The organism is Acidovorax sp. 69, assembly GCF_002797445.1.
Taxonomy (GTDB): Bacteria; Pseudomonadota; Gammaproteobacteria; order Burkholderiales; family Burkholderiaceae_C; genus Acidovorax.
In genome coordinates this window covers 1,562,514-1,580,633 of the sequence record NZ_PGEP01000001.1, presented here as the reverse complement: position 1 = coordinate 1,580,633, position 18,120 = coordinate 1,562,514, and the positions used below count along the sequence as shown (strand labels likewise).

The window sequence follows — 18,120 nt, the reverse complement described above, 5'->3', positions numbered from 1 at the left end:
GACCTCCACGGCGCCCGCCCACCACCATCCCGGCCTGCCGGCGACCTCCACGGCGCCCGCCCATCAGCACGCCCGACCTTGCACAGCGCCCGCCGACCCAGCCCCTCGGTGCCTGCGCCCGCGTCAAACCGTCACACAACCGTCAAACCACTGTCACGGGGAATTCCTAGCATCGGCCGCTGGAATCCATGCCACCCACCCTCATCCCGTCACACAGGGGCATGGGGCCAGGGCGCGGCATGGCCACGAACGTCCGCATACCTACTTGGAAACACCCCAAAAATGACCCAACCGACGATGCCCACCCGCCGCAAAGCCCTGCAACTGCTGGCGGGCGTTCCCATGCTTCCACTCAGCGCCAGCGCGTCGGCAGCCTTGCTGTCTGCCTGCGGCGGCGGCGGCGACTCCGCACCCAGCTTTGTCTCGGCCAGCTTCACCTCGATGGCCGCACCAACGCTCGCATCTGCGGCTGCCATGGCCACCACCACGGTGGGCTCCACGCTGAACATCAAGCTCAGCGATGACTCCGTGCGGTCGTTCCAGCTGGCCTACCAACCCTTCTTCGTGACGGGTGACATGGTCTCCGACGGCAAGGGCGGCACCATCCTGTCGGGTGGGTACTACGACATCAACAACAAGCCCATCATCGACAGCACCGTGGTGGGCAAAGAGCGTCATTTCTACTCCGATGCACCCGACGGCACTTCGCTCTTGACGGTCGCCAACCCAACGGTCACCGGCCTCAAGGGCAAGGCCGTGTTTGCCGTGGTGCAGTTTGAATACACCACCTGGGCGCAAGACGGCAAGAGCGACATGTACGGCAAGCTGCCTTCACCCATCGCCGTGCTGACCCTTGACCAGGACCAGACCACCGGCAAGCTGAGCCTGGTGAATTACCACAACGTGGACACCTCCAAGGTGCATGGCCTGTGGATCACCTGCGGCGCCAGCCTGTCGCCCTGGGGCACGCACCTGTCGAGCGAGGAGTACGAGCCCGATGCCTTCAGCATCGCCAGCAACACCATGTTCCAGGCCTACAGCAAGAACCTGTATGGCGACGCCGCCAAAGCCAACCCGTACCACTACGGCCACATGCCGGAAGTGACGGTGAACGCCGACGGCACGGGCAGCATCAAGAAGCACTACTGCATGGGCCGCATCTCGCACGAACTGGTGCAGGTCATGCCCGACAACCGCACCGCGCTGATGGGCGACGACGCCACCAACAGCGCCTACTTCGTGTTCGTGGCAGACAAGGAAAAAGACCTGTCGTCGGGCACGCTGTACGCAGCCAAGGTGGGTAGCGGCTTCTCTATCGACCCCAAGGCCACCACGGCCGCCGCGTTGACCTGGATCAAGCTCGGTTCTGCAACCAGCGCCGAGATCGAGAACCTGGCGAACACGCTCAAGCCCACCGACATCATGACGGTGGTGAGCAAAGACCCCAGCGATGCCTCGTACACCAAGATCGTCGCCAACGGCAAAACCGAGTGGATCAAGATCAACGCCGGCATGGAGAAGGCCGCCGCGTTCCTGGAAACCCATCGCTACGCCGCTTTCATGGGCGCCAGCCTGGGCTTCACCAAGATGGAAGGCACCACCGTCAACATCAAGGACAAGGTGGCTTACTCTGCCCTGCAGAACATCCAGTCGTCCATGGTGGCGGGCAATGCTGCCAACGTACCCGGCAACGGCATCTCGGTGCCCAAGCAACTGGTGGCCGGCGCCGTGATGGCACTGAACCTCAAGGGTGGCCAGAAGGACACCGCAGGTGCAGCCATCAACAGCGAATGGATGCCCGTGGACACCAAGGCATTGCTGGCCGGTGAAGACATCACCGCCGACGCCCTGGGCAACACCGCCAACCCCAACACCATCGCCAACCCGGACAACCTCAAGTTCTCCGAAAAGATGCGCACCCTGTTCATCGGCGAGGACAGCGGCCAGCACGTGAACAACTTCCTGTGGGCCTACAACGTGGACACCAAGCAGCTGTCGCGCGTGATGTCGATCCCTGCCGGCGGCGAATCCACAGGCCTGCACGCCGTGGACGAGATCAACGGCTGGACCTACATCATGAGCAACTTCCAGCACGCCGGTGACTGGGGCGCCATCCACAGCGTGGTCAAGGACACCCTCGACCCGCTGGTCAAGGCCAACTACAAGAACAAGTCGGGTGCGGCCGTGGGGTACCTCACGGGTACGCCGACACAGATGAAGCTGGGCTGATCCACGGGCAAATGGCGGGCATGCACGGCATGCCTTCCATGCAAAAAGGCGGGGCTGATGCCCCGCCTTTTTTTATGGCGACTGCGCCAGACGCGAATGCACCCATCCGTAAAAGGCTGGATCCATTGCTTCTGAACCAAGGGGGGATATGCCACTAGCGCAATCAATTCAAGCACCATCAGCTATAAATTTAGTAGCATCAAAAATGCAAACCGACCTCAGCGCGCCTTGCTGCGGTGCTCATGCAGGTGCATGCGGTCGTCCAGGCTGGAGAAGACCACGGCAAACACGATGCCCAGCACCGCGCCCAGCATGGTGTCCAGCACCCGCTCGACCGGCATGCTCGCGCCCGCGGTGGGCGATGCCAGGTAGGTCATGAGCAGCGCCATGGGCGTCACGGTGATCTGGCCGAGCGCGTAGTTGTAGCCAATCACCACCTCGGTCAAAAACTGAAACACCACGATCGCAGCCACCACCGTCCAGAACGAGGGCTGCTGCGCCAGCATGGCCCAGACGATGACGGAGCCCACGATGGTGCCCGCCATGCGCTGCAGCGCGCGGCTCATGGTGACGTGCAGGTGCCCACCCTGCAGGACCGACACCGCGCCAATCGCCGCCCATGCCGGGTAATGCCAGCCGAGCATGAAGGCCATCCACGCGGCCAGTGCAGCGCAGGCGGTGATGCGCGCTGCGGCAATCCACTGGTGCGACCAAGGGGGCACATGCACGGGTGGCAAGCGCAGGGTTTTGAGTTCTGCGGCCCGCCAGCGGTCGGTCGCCAGGCAGGTCAACACCGCCACCACACCCCCAGCCAATGTAGCCAGCACTCGCGCCAGCACCTCGGCGCCGCTGCCCACGGGGTGATAGGCCGCCCCGGCCGCAAACACGATGATCACCGCCCCAGGCCCGCCCAGCCCCCACCACGACACGGCGACGGTGGATGCGCCAGCCACCAGGGCCAGCACCAGCACCATCATCCACGGCAACGCGCCAGCCCACGATGCCAGCGACGGCAGCAGCACCCCCAGCGCCAGCAGCAGCGCGCAGATCACCACCATACGCATGCGCCGCTCTACCGTGGCAAAACGCCCGAACAAGGCTGCCAGCGCGCCGAGCGACGCATATCCCACCAGCGGGGGCCAGGGCGAAAAATGCGTGGCCACCATGGCCAGCAGCACGGCCAGCGCGGCCTGAACCCCCGCTATGGCGAAGATGCGCAGCGAGGGCGGTGCGCCGATGGCCACGCTCTCTGCCCACTGCGCAGGGCTGACAAGATGGCGTGCCGACGCGCCGTGCGTAGCGCCGCGCGGGCGCCGGGATTCTTTGGAGGAATCGCTGTTATCGGGCATAGAGGGCCTCAGTCTGGGCGACGGCTGCTCTCACTCCACCACCGTGAGCTTCGCCACACTCAGTGCGAGCCACTTGGTGCCGTGGCGCGGGAAGTTGACCTGCGCACGCGCGTCGTCGCCCGTGCCTTCGATGGCCAGCACTTTGCCTTCACCGAACTTGGTGTGGAACACGTTGATGCCGGCGCGCAGGCCATGCGATGGCGCGGTTTTCTGGACGGGCACGGGGGGACTGGCAAAGGTCTCGGATTTGAAGCCAAATTGGCCTCTAGCGCTTGATCCATAAGCGCCACCAGCTCCTGAATTAGGAGCGTACGAGCCAAATCCTTGCTGCTTGGGCGTGATCCACTTGAGCGCGGCCTCGGGCAGTTCGTCGAAGAAGCGGCTCTTGATGTTGTAGCGCGTCTGGCCGTGCAGCATGCGCGTTTGCGAATGGCTCAGGTACAGGCGTTTGCGGGCACGGGTGATGGCCACATACATCAGGCGGCGCTCTTCCTCCAGGCCATCGCGTTCGTTGGCGGAGTTCTCGTGTGGCACCAGGCCCTCTTCCATGCCACCGATGAACACGGCGTCGAACTCCAGGCCCTTGCTCGCGTGCACAGTCATCAGTTGCACGGCGTCTTGCCCAGCCTGGGCCTGGTTGTCACCCGCCTCCAGCGCGGCGTGGGTGAGGAAGGCGGCCAGGGGCGAGAGGGTTTCGCCGGTGTCGATGTCCACGATGCCGGGGATCGTTGGTTTCAGCGGCTCGTCCAGCACGGGCGCGTCGGGGTCCAGGCCTTGGCTGACGGCACTTTGTGCGAGTGGCGTGCCGTGCTCGTCCAGCGGCAAAGCCACCGCGTCGCGGCCAAAGCCTTCTTGCGTGACAAAACTCTCGGCAGCGTTGACCAGTTCCTGCAAGTTCTCGATGCGGTCAGCACCTTCCTTTTCGGTGCGAAAGTGCTCCACCAGACCCGTGGATTCGAGCATCTGCTCGATGATGCCGCGCAGGTTCAGCCCTTGGGTCTGCTCGCGCAGCACATCGACCATGGCGACAAACGCGCCCAGATTGGACCCGGCCTTGCCGGGCACGGCGCTCACGGCGTCGTGCAGCGAGCAACCAGCAGCGCGGGCCGCGTCTTGCAGCACCTCGATGCTGCGCGCGCCGATGCCGCGCGGCGGAAAATTGACCACGCGGGTGAAGCTGGTGTCGTCGTGTGGGTTCTCCAGCAAACGCAGGTAGGCCAGCGCGTGCTTGATTTCAGCGCGTTCAAAGAACCGCAGGCCGCCGTACACGCGGTAGGGCACGCTGGCATTGAACAGCGCTGATTCGATCACCCGGCTTTGCGCATTGCTGCGGTAGAGCACGGCGATTTCCTTGCGGTCGAAACCGTCGCTCTTCACCAGCTGCTTGATCTCGTCGACCATCCACTGCGCTTCGGCCAGGTCCGAGCTGGCCTCGTACACGCGCACCGGCTCGCCCGCGCCCTGCGTGGTGCGCAGGTTCTTGCCCAGGCGGCGGCTGTTGTGGCTGATGAGGGCGTTGGCCGAGTCGAGGATGTTGCTGTAGCTGCGGTAGTTTTGCTCCAGCTTGATCTGGCGCTGCACATCGAACTCGCGCACAAAGTCGGTCATGTTGCCCACGCGCGCACCGCGAAAGGCGTAGATGCTCTGGTCGTCGTCGCCCACGGCAATCACGCTGCCGCGCGCTTCAAAACGCCCATCCACCTCGTTGCCGGCCAGCTGCTTGAGCCAGGCGTACTGCAGCTTGTTGGTGTCCTGGAACTCATCGACCAGAATGTGCGCAAAACGGCGCTGGTAGTGTTCGCGGATGGGGTCGTTGTCGCGCAGCAGCTCGTAGCTGCGCAGCATCAGCTCGCCAAAGTCCACCACGCCTTCGCGCTGGCATTGTTCTTCGTAGAGCTGGTAGATCTCGACCTTCTTGCGCGCGTCGCTGTCGTGCGTCTCCACATCGCCGGGGCGCAGGCCCTCTTCCTTGCAGTTGGCGATGAAATATGAAAGCTGCTTGGGCGGAAAGCGCTCATCGTCCACGTTGTGCTGCTTGCACAGGCGCTTGATGGCCGAGAGCTGGTCTTGCGTGTCCAGAATCTGGAACGACTGCGACAGCCCAGCCGCCTTGTGGTGCGCGCGCAAGAGCCGGTTGCACAGGCCGTGGAAGGTGCCAATCCACATGCCGCGCACGTTCACCGGCAGCATGGCCGACAGGCGGGCCACCATTTCCTTGGCGGCCTTGTTGGTAAAGGTGACTGCCAGGATGCCGCCGGGCGTGGCGTAGCCGTTTTGCAGCAGCCAGGCGATGCGGGTGGTGAGCACCCGCGTCTTGCCAGATCCGGCCCCCGCCAAGATGAGCGCGTGGCCCGCAGGCAGGGTGACGGCAGCCAGTTGCTCGTCGTTCAGATGGGCCAGAAGGGGCGATGCGGCCAAGGGCGCACCGGAGTGTGGGGGCACCAGGGCGTCTGGTGCACCCGAAAACGGGTCTTGTGGGAACATGCGGCCATTGTAGAAAGCACCCTGCCCTGCGCAGCCCCGTACCATGAAAAACACCGCACTCACCCTGGCCAGCCTGCTGGCGCTTGCCCAGGTGCCACACGCTTGGGCCCAGGCGAGCTGCAGCAGCGACGGTACGGCCCAGCCCGTGGCGGTGTTCGAACGCTTCATCAGCGCCGACTGCGAGAACTGCTGGAGCGATGCGAAGACGCCAGCGCCCTCCTCTACGGCGCGCGCGGTGGTGCTGGACTGGGTCGTGCCGGGCAAGACCGGCGACGACGCGCCCTTGTCGGCTGCCGCCACCAACGACGCCCTGGCCCGCCTGCAAGCCCTGGGCCGCAAGCCCCCTGTCACCACCGATGTGCACACCGCGGCGATCGAGGCGACCCCGCCCGCCCGCGTGCGCGTGGCCCACGGCATGCCGTTCAACGACTACCTGGGCGCAGCCATCGCGTTCACGCCTGCGCAGCGCGCCGCGCAGCGCTCCGGCGCGGCGCCTGGGGCCATGGACTTCTATCTGCTGCTTGTCGAATCTGTGCCTGCAGGTGCAGAGGGCACGAACGTGGACCGGAATATGGTGAGAAACATGCTCCACGGCACATGGGAAAAGCGCGTAAAGCTATCAAAATCAGAGCAATCTAAATGGATGGAGACCCGGTCCATGCGCATCCCTGAAAGCGCACAGGCCGAGCGGCTGAGCCTGGTCGGCTGGGTGCAGGATGCCCAGGGCCGAGTCCTTGCGATTGCGCAGTCCACTTGCAAGTGACGCGGGTGATACCGGTCATACCCGCACCGTTATAGGGTCTGCCGGGCAGGCGGGTAGAATCAATCACCGGGCCCAAGTTTCTTGACGCCCGGTTTTTTGTGCCCGCGCAAACTGCGGGGTCGGAGTTGGCCACCACGCCAATGCCCACAAAGCCGGTCCCAAGCCAAGCGCCCACGCCAACGAAATCCTTCGGTGGCGACCTTTCAAAGGAGCTTGGAATCTCATGGAAATCTTCGACTACGACAACGTTCTGCTGCTGCCACGCAAGTGCCGTGTGGAGAGCCGCTCGGAATGCGACGCCAGCGTAGAACTGGGCGGCCGCTCGTTCCGCATCCCGGTGGTGCCAGCCAACATGAAAACCGTGGTGGACGAAAAAATCTGTGCCTGGATGGCCCAGAACGGTTACTTCTACGTGATGCACCGGTTTGACCTGGACAACCTCCAGTTCGTGAAGGACATGCATGCCAAGGGATGCTATGCCTCCATCTCGCTCGGTGTCAAACAACCGGACTACGACACCGTGGACCAGTTGGTGGCCGAAGGCATGACGCCCGAATACATCACCATCGACATCGCGCACGGCCATGCCGACAGCGTGAAGAACATGATCGGCTACCTCAAGGCCAAGCTGCCCAAGGCCTTCGTGATTGCTGGCAACGTGGCCACGCCCGAGGCGATCATTGACCTGGAAAACTGGGGTGCCGACGCTACCAAGGTCGGCGTGGGCCCAGGCAAGGTGTGCATTACCAAGCTCAAGACCGGTTTTGGCACGGGCGGCTGGCAACTCTCAGCGCTCAAGTGGTGCGCGCGCGTAGCCACCAAACCCATCATTGCCGACGGGGGCATCCGCAGCCATGGCGACATCGCCAAGAGCATCCGCTTCGGCGCCAGCATGGTGATGATCGGCTCACTGTTCGCGGGCCATGAGGAATCCCCCGGCAAGACGGTAGAGGTCGATGGCGCGCTGTTCAAGGAGTACTACGGCTCTGCCAGCGACTTCAACAAGGGCGAGTACAAGCATGTCGAAGGCAAGCGCATCCTCGAACCCATCAAGGGCTCACTGGCTGGAACGCTGGTGGAGATGGAGCAGGACGTACAAAGCTCCATCAGCTATGCGGGTGGCAAGAAGCTGATGGACATCCGCAAGGTGAACTATGTGATTTTGGGCGGCGACAACGCGGGTGAACACCTGCTGATGTAACTGGGCGGCAGTGGCCTGCTGCGCAGGCCCTGCATCAAGACCGCAACAGGTTTTGCGCCATGTGGTGCAGGTCATGCCCCGGCCTGGCCAGCGCATCCACAACGCTGAAGTGGTGCAACCCCGGCAGCGCCTGACTGCGGGGCACAAAGTGACTGCCCCAGGCGTCCTGCATCAGCTGGTTCTGCCGCAGGAACTCGGGGCTTTCATCCCCTCCCACGGCGCAATACAACTGGCCTGTGGGTGGCTCCAGCAAGCGCGCAGGGCTGCACTGCAGCACCTGTTGTTCCGTCAGATGCAGCACCGACTGGAACATAGGGGTGTACATGAGGGGCTCAAGATCATGCACACCAGAAATGGACAGTGCATTGCGCACCAGCCCGTCAGGAAATCCACTCCCGATCAAGGGCCAGACGCTGGTCAGCAGCATCGCTGCCAATTGACCACCGGCCGAATGCCCCGCCACCGTGATGCGCCTCATGTCCCCACCATGTTCTCCAATGTGGTGTGCGACCCAGCCCAGGGCCTTTTCCATCTGGCGCACGATGTGAGGAATGGTGACAGGCGCTTCGGGTGTGCCAGGGCACAGCGCGTAGTTCACGACCACCACACAAAAACCCGCCTGGGTAAACGGAGGCGCAATGAACGAGTGATCAGACTTGTCGAGCGATCGCCAATAGCCCCCGTGGATGAAAACCAGCACCGGAGCCGGGGCACCCGACGCATGTGCAGGGGGGAAAACATCGAGGGTTTCTCCAGGCCCTGTCCCATAGGCCAGATCGAGCACGCAAGGCACGTTGGCCCGGACCTGGGCCGAATCCTGGGCCCAGCGCTGGAAATAGTCCATATGGTCTGGCACCAGCGCGCGGTTGTTGTACATACGCTCCAGCCAGGCGGGATCATGAGAGGACAAGGTCATGGGTGATATCTCCTAGGGGTAAGAGCCAGCGGCCAGGGAAAACTTCGGTCAACCAACAACGAAGGCGCCCGGGCGGAGGCTTGGTACGCCAAGGATCATCTTTCCATTCGTACCACGCTGCAAGCTCCGTGACAGACTGACGCGCCAAAAAAGGCACATGATGGCGCCAGAGACAGCCTCCGTATTCCCTTCAAAAAAGAATGACGCCATGACCACTACACCGCTACGCATCGCCGTCCTCGGCATTGGCATGATGGGACTGCCCATGGCACGCCGTCTGAGCGAAGCGGGCCACCGGGTACACGTCTGGAACCGCACCCGCGCCAAGGCTGAGCCCTTGGTCCGCCACGGCATCACCGTGGACAACACACCCGCAGAAGCTGTTCGGGAGGCTGACGTCGTTATCAGCCTGCTCGAAAACGGGCCTGTCGTGGGCCATGTGCTGTTCGACCTGGCTGCCGCGCGGTCCATGCGCAAAGACGCGCTGTTTGTGGACATGGCCTCCATCCAGCCCAGCGAGGCGCGTGACCACGCCGCACGCCTGGGAGAACTGGGCGTAGCCCACCTGGACGCTCCTGTCTCCGGCGGCACCGTCGGCGCAGAAGCAGGCACGCTCGCCATCATGGTGGGCGGCCGGTCCGAAGACTTTGCTCGCGCTCAACCCGTGTTTGAGCACCTGGGCCGCGCCACCCATGTAGGCCCCCACGGTGCGGGGCAACTGGCCAAGCTTGCGAATCAGATGATTGTGGGCATCACCATCGGTGCCGTCGCAGAGGCCCTTCTTTTTGCAGCCAAGGGCGGCGCAGACATGGCCAAGGTCCGTGAAGCCATTGGCGGAGGCTTTGCTGACAGTCGCATCCTGCAGTTACACGGCCAACGCATGGTGGAGCGCGACTTTGCCCCGCGCGGCCGAATGGCCGTTCAACTGAAAGACCTGCGCAACGCAATGGCCACAGCCCGAGAAACTGGCTTCGACGCCCCCATCACCGCGCTGTTCGAGGCCCTCTATGCAGAAGGTGTCGAGCATGGGCTGGGTGAACTGGACCACAGCGGCCTGTTCGTCGAGCTGGCCAGCCGCAACGCGATGCAATAATTTTTCAGAGCCACTTGCGAGCGCCACAGAAAATAGTGCATAATTCGAGGCTCTGCAGCAACGCAGACGAATTAAAAGATTTGGGTTCTTAGCTCAGTTGGTAGAGCAGCGGACTCTTAATCCGTAGGTCGAGTGTTCGAGTCACTCAGGACCCACCAAATCAAAGCCGCAAGGCACAAGAAGCCTGCTATATAAAATTAGCAGGCTTTTTTGTTTTCAGAACAACCGCCTATTCTTGCGGCCTGCACGAGTTCATCACTCAGAGGTCTGCCGGCGCAACATCTGACCACCAGACCACAAGGTCTTGGTGTCCGCCCTCCCTCAGGGCGGCAACAAATGCGTCTCCGCAGAGACGACCCATTCCCATCAGTCAGGTCCTCTGCCGCCACGGTGCGGCGTTCGACCTGTGCACGCACCGTGCTGACAGAAATTTCTGGTTCATGAATCCAGCTGTCATATGGCCGCGTACTGCTGCGAATGCTCCGCACATTGGTCATCGGCAATTGCAAACAACTGTCTTTGGGCGTTTCACTGCGAAAGCCTGTAGATACACTTTGTCATACAGATGACACGCCCGCTGACGGGGTAATAGACGCCGACCTCCAACAGGCAAGAAAAGAACCTTCAAGAACACCGTGAAATTCAGAAAAATACATTGCGCACCGCCTGTTTGGATTGCACTGGTCACTGTCGGCCTCGTCTCACTTCATCACCCCATTGCCGACGCGCAAGCCACCAAATCAAGCGATGCCTCGGCCAAGGAACGCGCCCAAGCCAGACAGGAACCCAACGGAACGCGCCGCGCGATTGCGGAGAGCGCGACAGCAAGTACCCGGGCATCTGAGCAAACTGCCAGCCCGCAGCTTCCGCTGCGCCGATGGAAAGTCAGCCTGAAGGAACTGGGTGTGGCCCGCCCTATTGCCTTGCGCGGTGTGGAAAGCGAGGCCAGTGTTGGTGTCGGCGTCCGGCGTGACGAACTCGTTGAGGCCGCCAAGCTGCGCTTGACCTTCACGCTCTCGCCCGCCCTGATCCCCGCACTGTCACACCTCAAGGTGATGCTGAACGATGAGACGCTGCAGACCATCGTCCTCGACAAGGAGCGCCTGGGCACGCCGCAGACCGTCGAACTGAACATCGATCCCCGCTACTTCACGGACTACAACCGCTTTCGCTACCAGTTCATCGGCCACTACACGATGGAATGCGAAACACCCAACCACTCCAGTCTGTGGGCCACCATCAGCAATGAAAGCCAATTGGAACTGTCGCTGCGCCAGATCCCCCTGCGCGATGACCTGGCATTGCTGCCCGCACCGTTCTTCGATGCGCGCGACAACCGGCCGGTGAACCTGCCGTTTGTGTACGGCGGCAAGCCCAGCACGGGCACGCTCAAGGCCTCGGGCTCCATTGCCAGCTGGATCGGCATGCTCGCCGGCTACCGGGGCAACCAGTTCCCGGCGTTCGAGAACCAGTTGCCGCGCCAGCATGCTGTGGTGCTGGCCACCAACGACAACCGCCCGTCCTTCCTGCAGGCCCTGCCGGCCGTGACGGAACCCACACTGTCCATCGTGCCCCACCCCGATGTGGCTGGCGCCAAGCTGCTGCTGGTACTGGGCAAGGACGATACCCAGCTGCAACTCGCCGCCGATGCGCTGGCGCTGGGCAAGGCGGTGCTCTCGGGGCAGACGATTGCCGTCAAGTCGCTGGAGTACCCCGCGCTGGCCAAGCCCTATGACGCCCCCCGCTGGATCACCACCCAGCGGCCGGTCAAGCTGGCCGAGCTGGTACCCAGCGCCGCCGATTTGCAGCTGCGCGGCTCGGTGCTCAACGACACGGTCAACATCTACACGCGCATGGCGCCCGACCTGTTCACCTGGAACGCCAAGGGCGTGCCGCTGAACCTGACGTACCGCTACACACCCAACAGCGTGTCGGACCACGGTGCGCTGAACATCTCGATCAACAACCAGTTCATCCAGTCTTACCCACTGCAGTCACGCGAGGACCGCACCAGCAGCAAGAGCACGGTGATGCTGCCGCTGTTCGACGACGGCAATGCACAGTCCCGCTCGGACCTGAAGATCCCGGCCTTCATGATCGGCGGCGACAACCAGTTGCAGTTCGCCTTCCAGATCCCGCCCAACGACCTGGGCCGCTGCAAGTCCGCACCACCGACCGAACTGTTCGCCGCCATCGACCCGCAGTCCACCATCGACCTCACGGCCTTTCGCCACTATCTGGCCATGCCCAACCTGGCGGCCTATGCCAACAGCGGCTTCCCCTTCACCCGGGTGCCCGACCTGGCGCAAACCTCCATCATCCTGCCCAACCAACCCACCACCGCGGACGTGGAAGTGTTCCTCACGGCCGTGGGCCGCATGAGCGCCTCCACCGGTTACCCCGGAACACGCTTTCAGCTGCTGCGCTCAGCGGACGCCGAGAAGGCAGGCGATACCGACATCCTGGTGATCTCTCAGGCGGACAGCGACGGACTGCTCGAAAAATGGAAAAGCCACCTGCCCGCCCTGCTGGCCGCAGGTGCGCGCTCGGTGCAACCGCTGGAGCGCGCCATGGGCTCGTTCATCGACCTGTTCAACCTCGAATCCAACCAGCGCCTGTCGGCCTCGGGCGGCCAGGCCATCCTGCACGGCAATGGGTCGCTGGCGGCTGTCACAGGCTTCGAGTCGCCCCTATCGGCCGGGCGCAGCGTGGTGGCACTCACCGCCACCGACAAAGAAGCCATGGCCCTGCTGAGCCTGGGCCTCAACGACTCCGGCAAGATCAAAAGCCTGCGCGGTGACCTGGGCCTGATGCGCGGTGACGCCATCGAGAGCTTCCGCATCAAGCCCGTGTACTACGTGGGCGACCTGCCCTGGTGGCAGCGCCTGTGGTTCCACATGCACAGCCACCCGCTGCTGCTGGCCCTGGTGGGCATTGCCACCGGCCTGTTACTGACCTTCATCGTCTATGCCGCGCTGCGCAGCATGGCCCGCCGCCGGCTGGCTTCGCGCAATGACTGACTCCATCCGCCGGCGCACCGCACTGCAGGCCAGCGGGGGAGCCGCCCTGCTTTCATGGCTTCCCCCCCTGCAGGCGCAGCAGGTGTCGGCCGGTGCGGGCCGTGTGGCCTGGCCCGCCTGGGAGGCGTTCAAGGCCCAGTTCATCAACGACGGCGGCCGCGTAGTCTCCGACGATGGGGATAGCGGCCAGACCTATTCCGAAGGCCAGGCGTACGCGCTGTTCTTCGCCCTGGTAGCCAACGACCGGCCCATGTTTGACAAGCTGTTGCGCTGGACCGAGAACAACCTGTGCGAGGGCGACATGACCGCGCGCCTGCCCGCCTGGCTATGGGGCAAGCGGCCCGACGGCACCTGGGGCGTGATCGACGCCAACGCCGCCTCCGACGCCGACCTGTGGATCGCCTACGCGCTGGGCGAAGCCGGCCGCCTGTGGAACGAGCGCAGCTACCGCGCACTGTCCAGCCTGCTGGCCGCGCGCATCCTGCGCGAGGAAACGGCCGACATCCCGGGCCTGGGCCCCACGCTGCTGCCGGCCCCCAAGGGCTTCGTGCAGGCCAACGGCCGCTGGCGCCTGAACCCGAGCTACATTCCCATGCACCTGATGCACTGGCTGGCCGCAGGCGCTGAGGCCGACCCGCAGTGGAAGAAGCTGGTGGACAGCTCGCTCAAGGTCATCCGTGGCTCTTCGCCCAAGGGCTTCACGCCCGACTGGACGGTGTACGACGCCAAGCAGGGCTTCCTGATCGACGACCAGGGCAAGGAAAAGGGCCAGGGCACCTACAACGCCATCCGCGTCTACCTGTGGGCCGGCGTGATGCACACCGACGCACCCGGCCGCAAGGCACTGCTGGACACCCTTGCGCCCATGGCGCGCTACGTGCGCGACCAGGGCTACCCGCCGGAGTCCATCGACATTCTGACGGTGCAGGCTTCGGGGCCTGCGCCCTCCGGCTTCTCGGCTGCGATGCTGCCCTTCCTGCGCGCTGCCGGGGACGACAAAGCCTTGCAATCGCAGCGCATGCGCCTGGAGGCCAGGCCCCTGCGGCCCACGGCCTACTATGAGCAGGTGCTGGCCCTGTTCGGCCTGGGCGCCTTTGACGGGCAGTACCGCTTCACGGCGGCCGGCCAGCTCATCGTGCGGTGGAAGCCGTGACCCGAGCCTTGCGCCGACCCCGCCACTGGCTGCCCTCGCTCACCCTGCTGGCCGCCGCCTGCCTGCTGACGAGCCAGGGGGTGCTAGCGAGCGCCCCTCCCGCCATCGAGGCCGAGCTGCTCAGTGGCGCACGCCTGTGGGCCTCCAAAAACCGGCCCGACATGGCACGCCAGCTGGTGGACAAGCTGCTGGCCATAGACCCCTACTCCCCCCAGGGCCTGGGTGCGCTGGCCGACCTGGCCCTGCGCGAAAAGAAAACCGACGAGGCCAAGCGCATCCTGGAGACTCTGCGCACCCGCCACCCTGAGAACAGTGTGACCCAGGAACTGGAAACCCTGGTGCGAATCTACGGCCCCGACCGTGAAAAGCTCTCGCAGATGCGCCTGATGGCGCGCGCTGGCCGCAAGGCCGAGGCGGCCGAGCTGGCCCGCAAGCTGTTCCCGCAGGGCCCGCCGGAGCTCGGCGGACTGGCACTGGAATACCACCAGATCATCGGATCGAGCCCCAAGAGCGGCACGGAATCCATGCGCCAGTTGGGCAAGCTCTACCAGGACACCGGGGAGTCCCGCTACCGGATGGCCCAACTGGAAATGCGCATGTACCAGGGCGCGAACCCGACCACCGTGGTGCAGGAGATCGAGGCGCTCGCCAAGCAGCCCGATATCAATGCACAACAACTGCAGGACCTGTGGCGCCGCGCACTGGACCGGTTGACCAACACGCCCGCCAGCATCCCGCGCGTGCGGGCATTCCTGCAGCGCTACCCTGCCGACCAGGCTGCGATGGACCGCCTGGCCGCCATGCAGCAGGCGGTGGAGCGCGCCGAGCGCGTGGCCCGCGACCCGGCCAACATCGCACGCAACGCCGCCCGCACCGCACTCGACCAGGGCAACATCGAACTGGCCGAAGACAAGCTGCAGGCGGTGCTGGCCCTGCGCCCCAGCGATGGAGACAGCCTCGGCAACCTGGGACTCATTCGCCTGCGCCAGGGCCGGCACGCCCAGGCCCAGGACCTGTTTGGCCAGGCCTTCACGCTGACCCGCCAGGGCAAATGGAAAGACCTGCAGTCCACGGCCCGGTTCTGGGGGTTTCTGCGCCAGGCCGACATGGCCCTCGATAAAAACGAACTGGCCACCGCCGCCGATCTGGCGGGCCGCGCGCTGGCAATGCAGCCCCGCAGCGCCGAGGCGCTGACCACGCTGGCCAGCATCCGCGACCTGCAGGGCGACCGCACCCAGGCTGAAGCCCTGTACCAGAACGCGCTCAAGGCCGAGGCCAACAACAGCTCAGCCTACAAGGGCCTGGCCGGGCTCTATGCTCGCACCGGCCGGTCCGACGAAGCCCTGACCCTGCTGGCCAAGGCTGCGGCCACCGATGCCGCCTTGGGCGAAAAGCTGGTGGGCACCCAGGCCGACATCCTGCTGGCCCAGGCCGATGAACACATGCAGGCACAGCGCCTGAGTACCGCCATGCGCACGCTGGAATCCGCCGTGCTGCTGACCCCCGACGACGCCTGGCTGCGCCACCGCCTGGCGCGCCTGTACCTGCGCTTGAACCTGCCGCGTGAGGCACTCAGCGTGATGGATGAAGGCATCGCTCGCATGACCGTCGCCTCCTTCCCCGCCGCCGACCGCAGCGCCATGCGCTATGCACGTGCGCTGATCCGCTCTGCGGCGGACGACGACCAGGGTGCCCTGGCCGACCTCGCACAGGTCGCCGCAGCCGATCAGACCGACTCCATGCGCGCGCTGGTGCAGCGCTCCACGGTCCAATCGCTTCTGGCGCAGGGTGCCGCCAACCGCAGCCCGGCCGAGGCGCAAGCCCTGCTCGACAGGGCCGAGCAAGCGGCCGGCAATGATGCGGAACTGCTGTACTCAGTGGCCAACACCTGGTTTCGCCGCGCACAGCCAAAGCGCGGCGTGGCCGTGTTCGACCGCCTGGCGGCGCGCAGCCCTGGCCTGCCGCTGGAGGCACAGCTCGACCACGCCCAATTGCTCGGCCGTGCGCAGGACGATGCGGGCCTGGCCGCACGCCTTCCCAGCCTGCTGCAATCGCCTGGCTGGAACGAGGAGCAGGAGGCCCGGCTGGTGGCCCTTTACGCATCGCACCGCGAGCGGCTGGTGGAGCAGCAGCGCCAGGCCGGCAACCTGGCCGAAGCCGTGCGCCTGGCCCGCCAGCCACTGCCATTGCCCGCCACACCCACCACCGCCCAGCAGCGCGCCCAGACGCAGGCCCGCCTGCTCATGGCCGCCGGTGAATACGCCGATGCCGCGCAGCTGCTGGCGCCGCTGGCCAAGACATCGCCAAAGCGCCTGGAGGTCCGCATGGGCCTGGCGGATGCGCTGTCGCGCGTGGGCGACGTGCGCGGCGCCGCAGAGCAGGCGCTGTGGCTGCAGGACCACCTGCCCGCCACCGATGCTGGCCAGGCATTGGCGCTGCTGCGCATCTGGCAACGCATCGGCCGCATGGACGAGGCACGGGCCCTGTCGGCACGGCTGCTGCAGGACTTCCCGCAGGACAGCGACGTCCTGCTGCACGCTGCGCGCCTGTCACGCGCCAACCGTAACTATGTGCAAGCCCTGGGGTTCTTCCGCAGCGCGCTGACGCTGGAGGGCCACAGTGCAGTCAGCGCGTCGGCAAAGCCGCAACAGGGCGAGCTGGCCGACACCGAGCCCCCTCTTGTTCTGCTGCAAAGCTACGCGCTGTCGCTGCCCGTGGACACGGCCGTGGTCGCCAAGATCCAGGGGGAGATAGACGCCATCGAGGCCCGCCGCCAGGTGTGGATCGAGGCAGGCCACCAGGCGCTGCGCAAGAGCGCCACCGAAGGCATCTCCAGCCTGCGCGGCTGGGAGCGACCCATGGTGGCCTTCATGCCGCGCGGCTACGACGGGCACTACTTTCTGCATGTGGACCGGGTCCAGCTCGACGCGGGCGAACTGCCGGCCAATGGCCCGGACATCCTGGGCTTCGGACAGGTCGCAGCACAGCCCACAGGCTTGCCCCTGGCCTACCGGCGCCAGCGTGGCACGGGCACCAACCTGGGTTTCGGCTTCGCAGGGGACAACTTCCAGTGGGACGTCGGGACGACCGGCGTCGGGCTTCCTGTGACCAACCTGGTCGGCGGCCTGGCCAAGACCGGGGACCTGGGCCGCTATGGCTACAAGCTGGAGGGCTTTCGCCGGCCCGTTACCGGCAGCCTGCTGTCGTATGCGGGCGCAGCCGACCCCATCACCGGCCAGATCTGGGGTGGTGTGGTGGCCACGGGTGCCTCGGGCCGCCTGTCGACCGATATCGGTCCGTACAGCAGTTCGGTGAGCCTGAACCTGGCCGCACTGACGGGCAAGAACGTGCAGTCCAATACCCGCGCGCAGCTGCGCGTGGCCGTGGACCGCGATGTCTGGCGCAGCACCACCAGCGTGGTCAACATGGGTGTGACGTTCTCGGCCTGGCACTACGGCAAGGACCTGTCGGAGTACAGCTTCGGCCACGGCGGCTACTACAGCCCGCGCAGCTACGCCTCTGTCGCGCTGCCCGTCGAGTGGAGTGGCCGCAGGGGCCCGCTCACCTGGCTGGCCCGGGGGTCGATCTCTGTATCGCGCAGCAGCAGCGCAGACACCGACTACTTCCCGCAGAGCGCACTGCTCCAATCACTAGCGCGTGCGCGCCTGGCCGAAAGCGGCAGCGTACCGGTGTATGCGGGCAGCTCGGGCTCGGGCTTTGGCCGCTCGTTCCGGGGCGTGCTGGAGTACCAGGCCACACGCAACCTGGCACTGGGAGCCCAGCTGGAGCTGGACCGCTCTGCCTACTACGCGCCCACCAATTTCATGGTCTATGGCCGCTACCGGTTTGATCCGGTGCTGGCCCCGCTGGAAAACCGGCCCCGCCCGGTACAGACCTACTCGAGCTTCTGAC

The 18,120-nt window shown here is 64.9% G+C and carries 10 protein-coding genes and 1 tRNA gene; 8 read left to right on the top strand and 3 right to left on the bottom strand.

Annotated elements, in window-relative coordinates; translation table 11 throughout:
* The first annotated feature begins 282 nt into the window (after window positions 1-282).
* On the top strand, window positions 283-2,229 hold the full coding sequence (locus CLU85_RS07280) for a PhoX family phosphatase (protein WP_100409686.1): 1,947 nt from the start codon (window positions 283-285) through the stop codon (window positions 2,227-2,229).
* Window positions 2,230-2,447: 218 nt separating this feature from the next.
* On the opposite strand, the gene CLU85_RS07275 is transcribed toward CLU85_RS07280, so the two are convergent.
* Both CLU85_RS07275 and CLU85_RS07270 read right to left on the bottom strand, forming a co-directional pair.
* Window positions 2,448-3,578, bottom strand: a complete 1,131-nt coding sequence (locus tag CLU85_RS07275) for an FUSC family protein (RefSeq protein WP_100409685.1) — start codon at window positions 3,576-3,578, stop codon at window positions 2,448-2,450.
* A 30-nt stretch (window positions 3,579-3,608) separates the two neighbouring features.
* Window positions 3,609-6,062: a UvrD-helicase domain-containing protein gene (locus tag CLU85_RS07270; protein WP_100412413.1), complete on the bottom strand. Its 2,454-nt coding sequence runs from the start codon at window positions 6,060-6,062 to the stop codon at window positions 3,609-3,611.
* Between the two features lie 43 nt (window positions 6,063-6,105).
* Here CLU85_RS07270 and CLU85_RS07265 point away from each other — a divergent pair, with 43 nt between their 5' ends.
* Entirely contained in the window at window positions 6,106-6,825 is a 720-nt protein-coding gene (locus CLU85_RS07265; protein ID WP_100409684.1) for a hypothetical protein, read from the top strand.
* Window positions 6,826-7,048: 223 nt separating this feature from the next.
* Window positions 7,049-8,026, top strand: coding sequence for a GMP reductase (locus CLU85_RS07260; RefSeq protein ID WP_100409683.1), 978 nt, complete (start codon window positions 7,049-7,051; stop codon window positions 8,024-8,026).
* A 34-nt stretch (window positions 8,027-8,060) separates the two neighbouring features.
* Here CLU85_RS07260 and CLU85_RS07255 read toward each other — a convergent pair whose 3' ends face one another.
* Window positions 8,061-8,942, bottom strand: a complete 882-nt coding sequence (locus tag CLU85_RS07255) for an alpha/beta hydrolase (protein ID WP_100409682.1) — start codon at window positions 8,940-8,942, stop codon at window positions 8,061-8,063.
* A gap of 208 nt (window positions 8,943-9,150) precedes the next feature.
* On the opposite strand from CLU85_RS07255, the gene CLU85_RS07250 reads away from it, so the two are divergent.
* The 5 genes from CLU85_RS07250 to CLU85_RS07230 all read left to right on the top strand — a co-directional run bounded on the left by CLU85_RS07250 (window position 9,151) and on the right by CLU85_RS07230 (window position 18,119).
* The gene (locus CLU85_RS07250; protein WP_100409681.1) at window positions 9,151-10,035 is read left to right on the top strand and encodes an NAD(P)-dependent oxidoreductase; all 885 of its coding nucleotides are present in this window, start codon (window positions 9,151-9,153) and stop codon (window positions 10,033-10,035) included.
* A gap of 82 nt (window positions 10,036-10,117) precedes the next feature.
* Window positions 10,118-10,193: transfer RNA gene (locus CLU85_RS07245), tRNA-Lys, on the top strand.
* Between the two features lie 477 nt (window positions 10,194-10,670).
* Window positions 10,671-13,055 (top strand): cellulose biosynthesis cyclic di-GMP-binding regulatory protein BcsB, encoded by a 2,385-nt coding sequence (bcsB, locus tag CLU85_RS07240; protein WP_232727756.1) that lies wholly within the window; start codon window positions 10,671-10,673, stop codon window positions 13,053-13,055.
* Window positions 13,048-14,208, top strand: coding sequence for a cellulose synthase complex periplasmic endoglucanase BcsZ (gene bcsZ / locus CLU85_RS07235; protein ID WP_100412411.1), 1,161 nt, complete (start codon window positions 13,048-13,050; stop codon window positions 14,206-14,208). The genes bcsB and bcsZ overlap by 8 nt, the downstream gene beginning before the upstream one ends.
* Window positions 14,205-18,119 (top strand): cellulose synthase subunit BcsC-related outer membrane protein, encoded by a 3,915-nt coding sequence (locus CLU85_RS07230; RefSeq protein WP_100409680.1) that lies wholly within the window; start codon window positions 14,205-14,207, stop codon window positions 18,117-18,119. The genes bcsZ and CLU85_RS07230 overlap by 4 nt, the downstream gene beginning before the upstream one ends.
* The last annotated feature ends 1 nt before the right edge of the window (window position 18,120 follow it).

Excerpts from the sequence above, each read along its gene's own strand:
- CLU85_RS07280 (WP_100409686.1), top strand. The coding sequence starts at position 283 with ATGACCCAACCGACGATGCCCACCCGCCGCAAAGCCCTGCAACTGCTG.
- CLU85_RS07275 (WP_100409685.1), bottom strand. The coding sequence starts at position 3,578 with ATGCCCGATAACAGCGATTCCTCCAAAGAATCCCGGCGCCCGCGCGGC.
- CLU85_RS07270 (WP_100412413.1), bottom strand. The coding sequence starts at position 6,062 with ATGTTCCCACAAGACCCGTTTTCGGGTGCACCAGACGCCCTGGTGCCC.
- CLU85_RS07265 (WP_100409684.1), top strand. The coding sequence starts at position 6,106 with ATGAAAAACACCGCACTCACCCTGGCCAGCCTGCTGGCGCTTGCCCAG.
- CLU85_RS07260 (WP_100409683.1), top strand. The coding sequence starts at position 7,049 with ATGGAAATCTTCGACTACGACAACGTTCTGCTGCTGCCACGCAAGTGC.
- CLU85_RS07255 (WP_100409682.1), bottom strand. The coding sequence starts at position 8,942 with ATGACCTTGTCCTCTCATGATCCCGCCTGGCTGGAGCGTATGTACAAC.
- CLU85_RS07250 (WP_100409681.1), top strand. The coding sequence starts at position 9,151 with ATGACCACTACACCGCTACGCATCGCCGTCCTCGGCATTGGCATGATG.
- bcsZ (WP_100412411.1), top strand. The coding sequence starts at position 13,048 with ATGACTGACTCCATCCGCCGGCGCACCGCACTGCAGGCCAGCGGGGGA.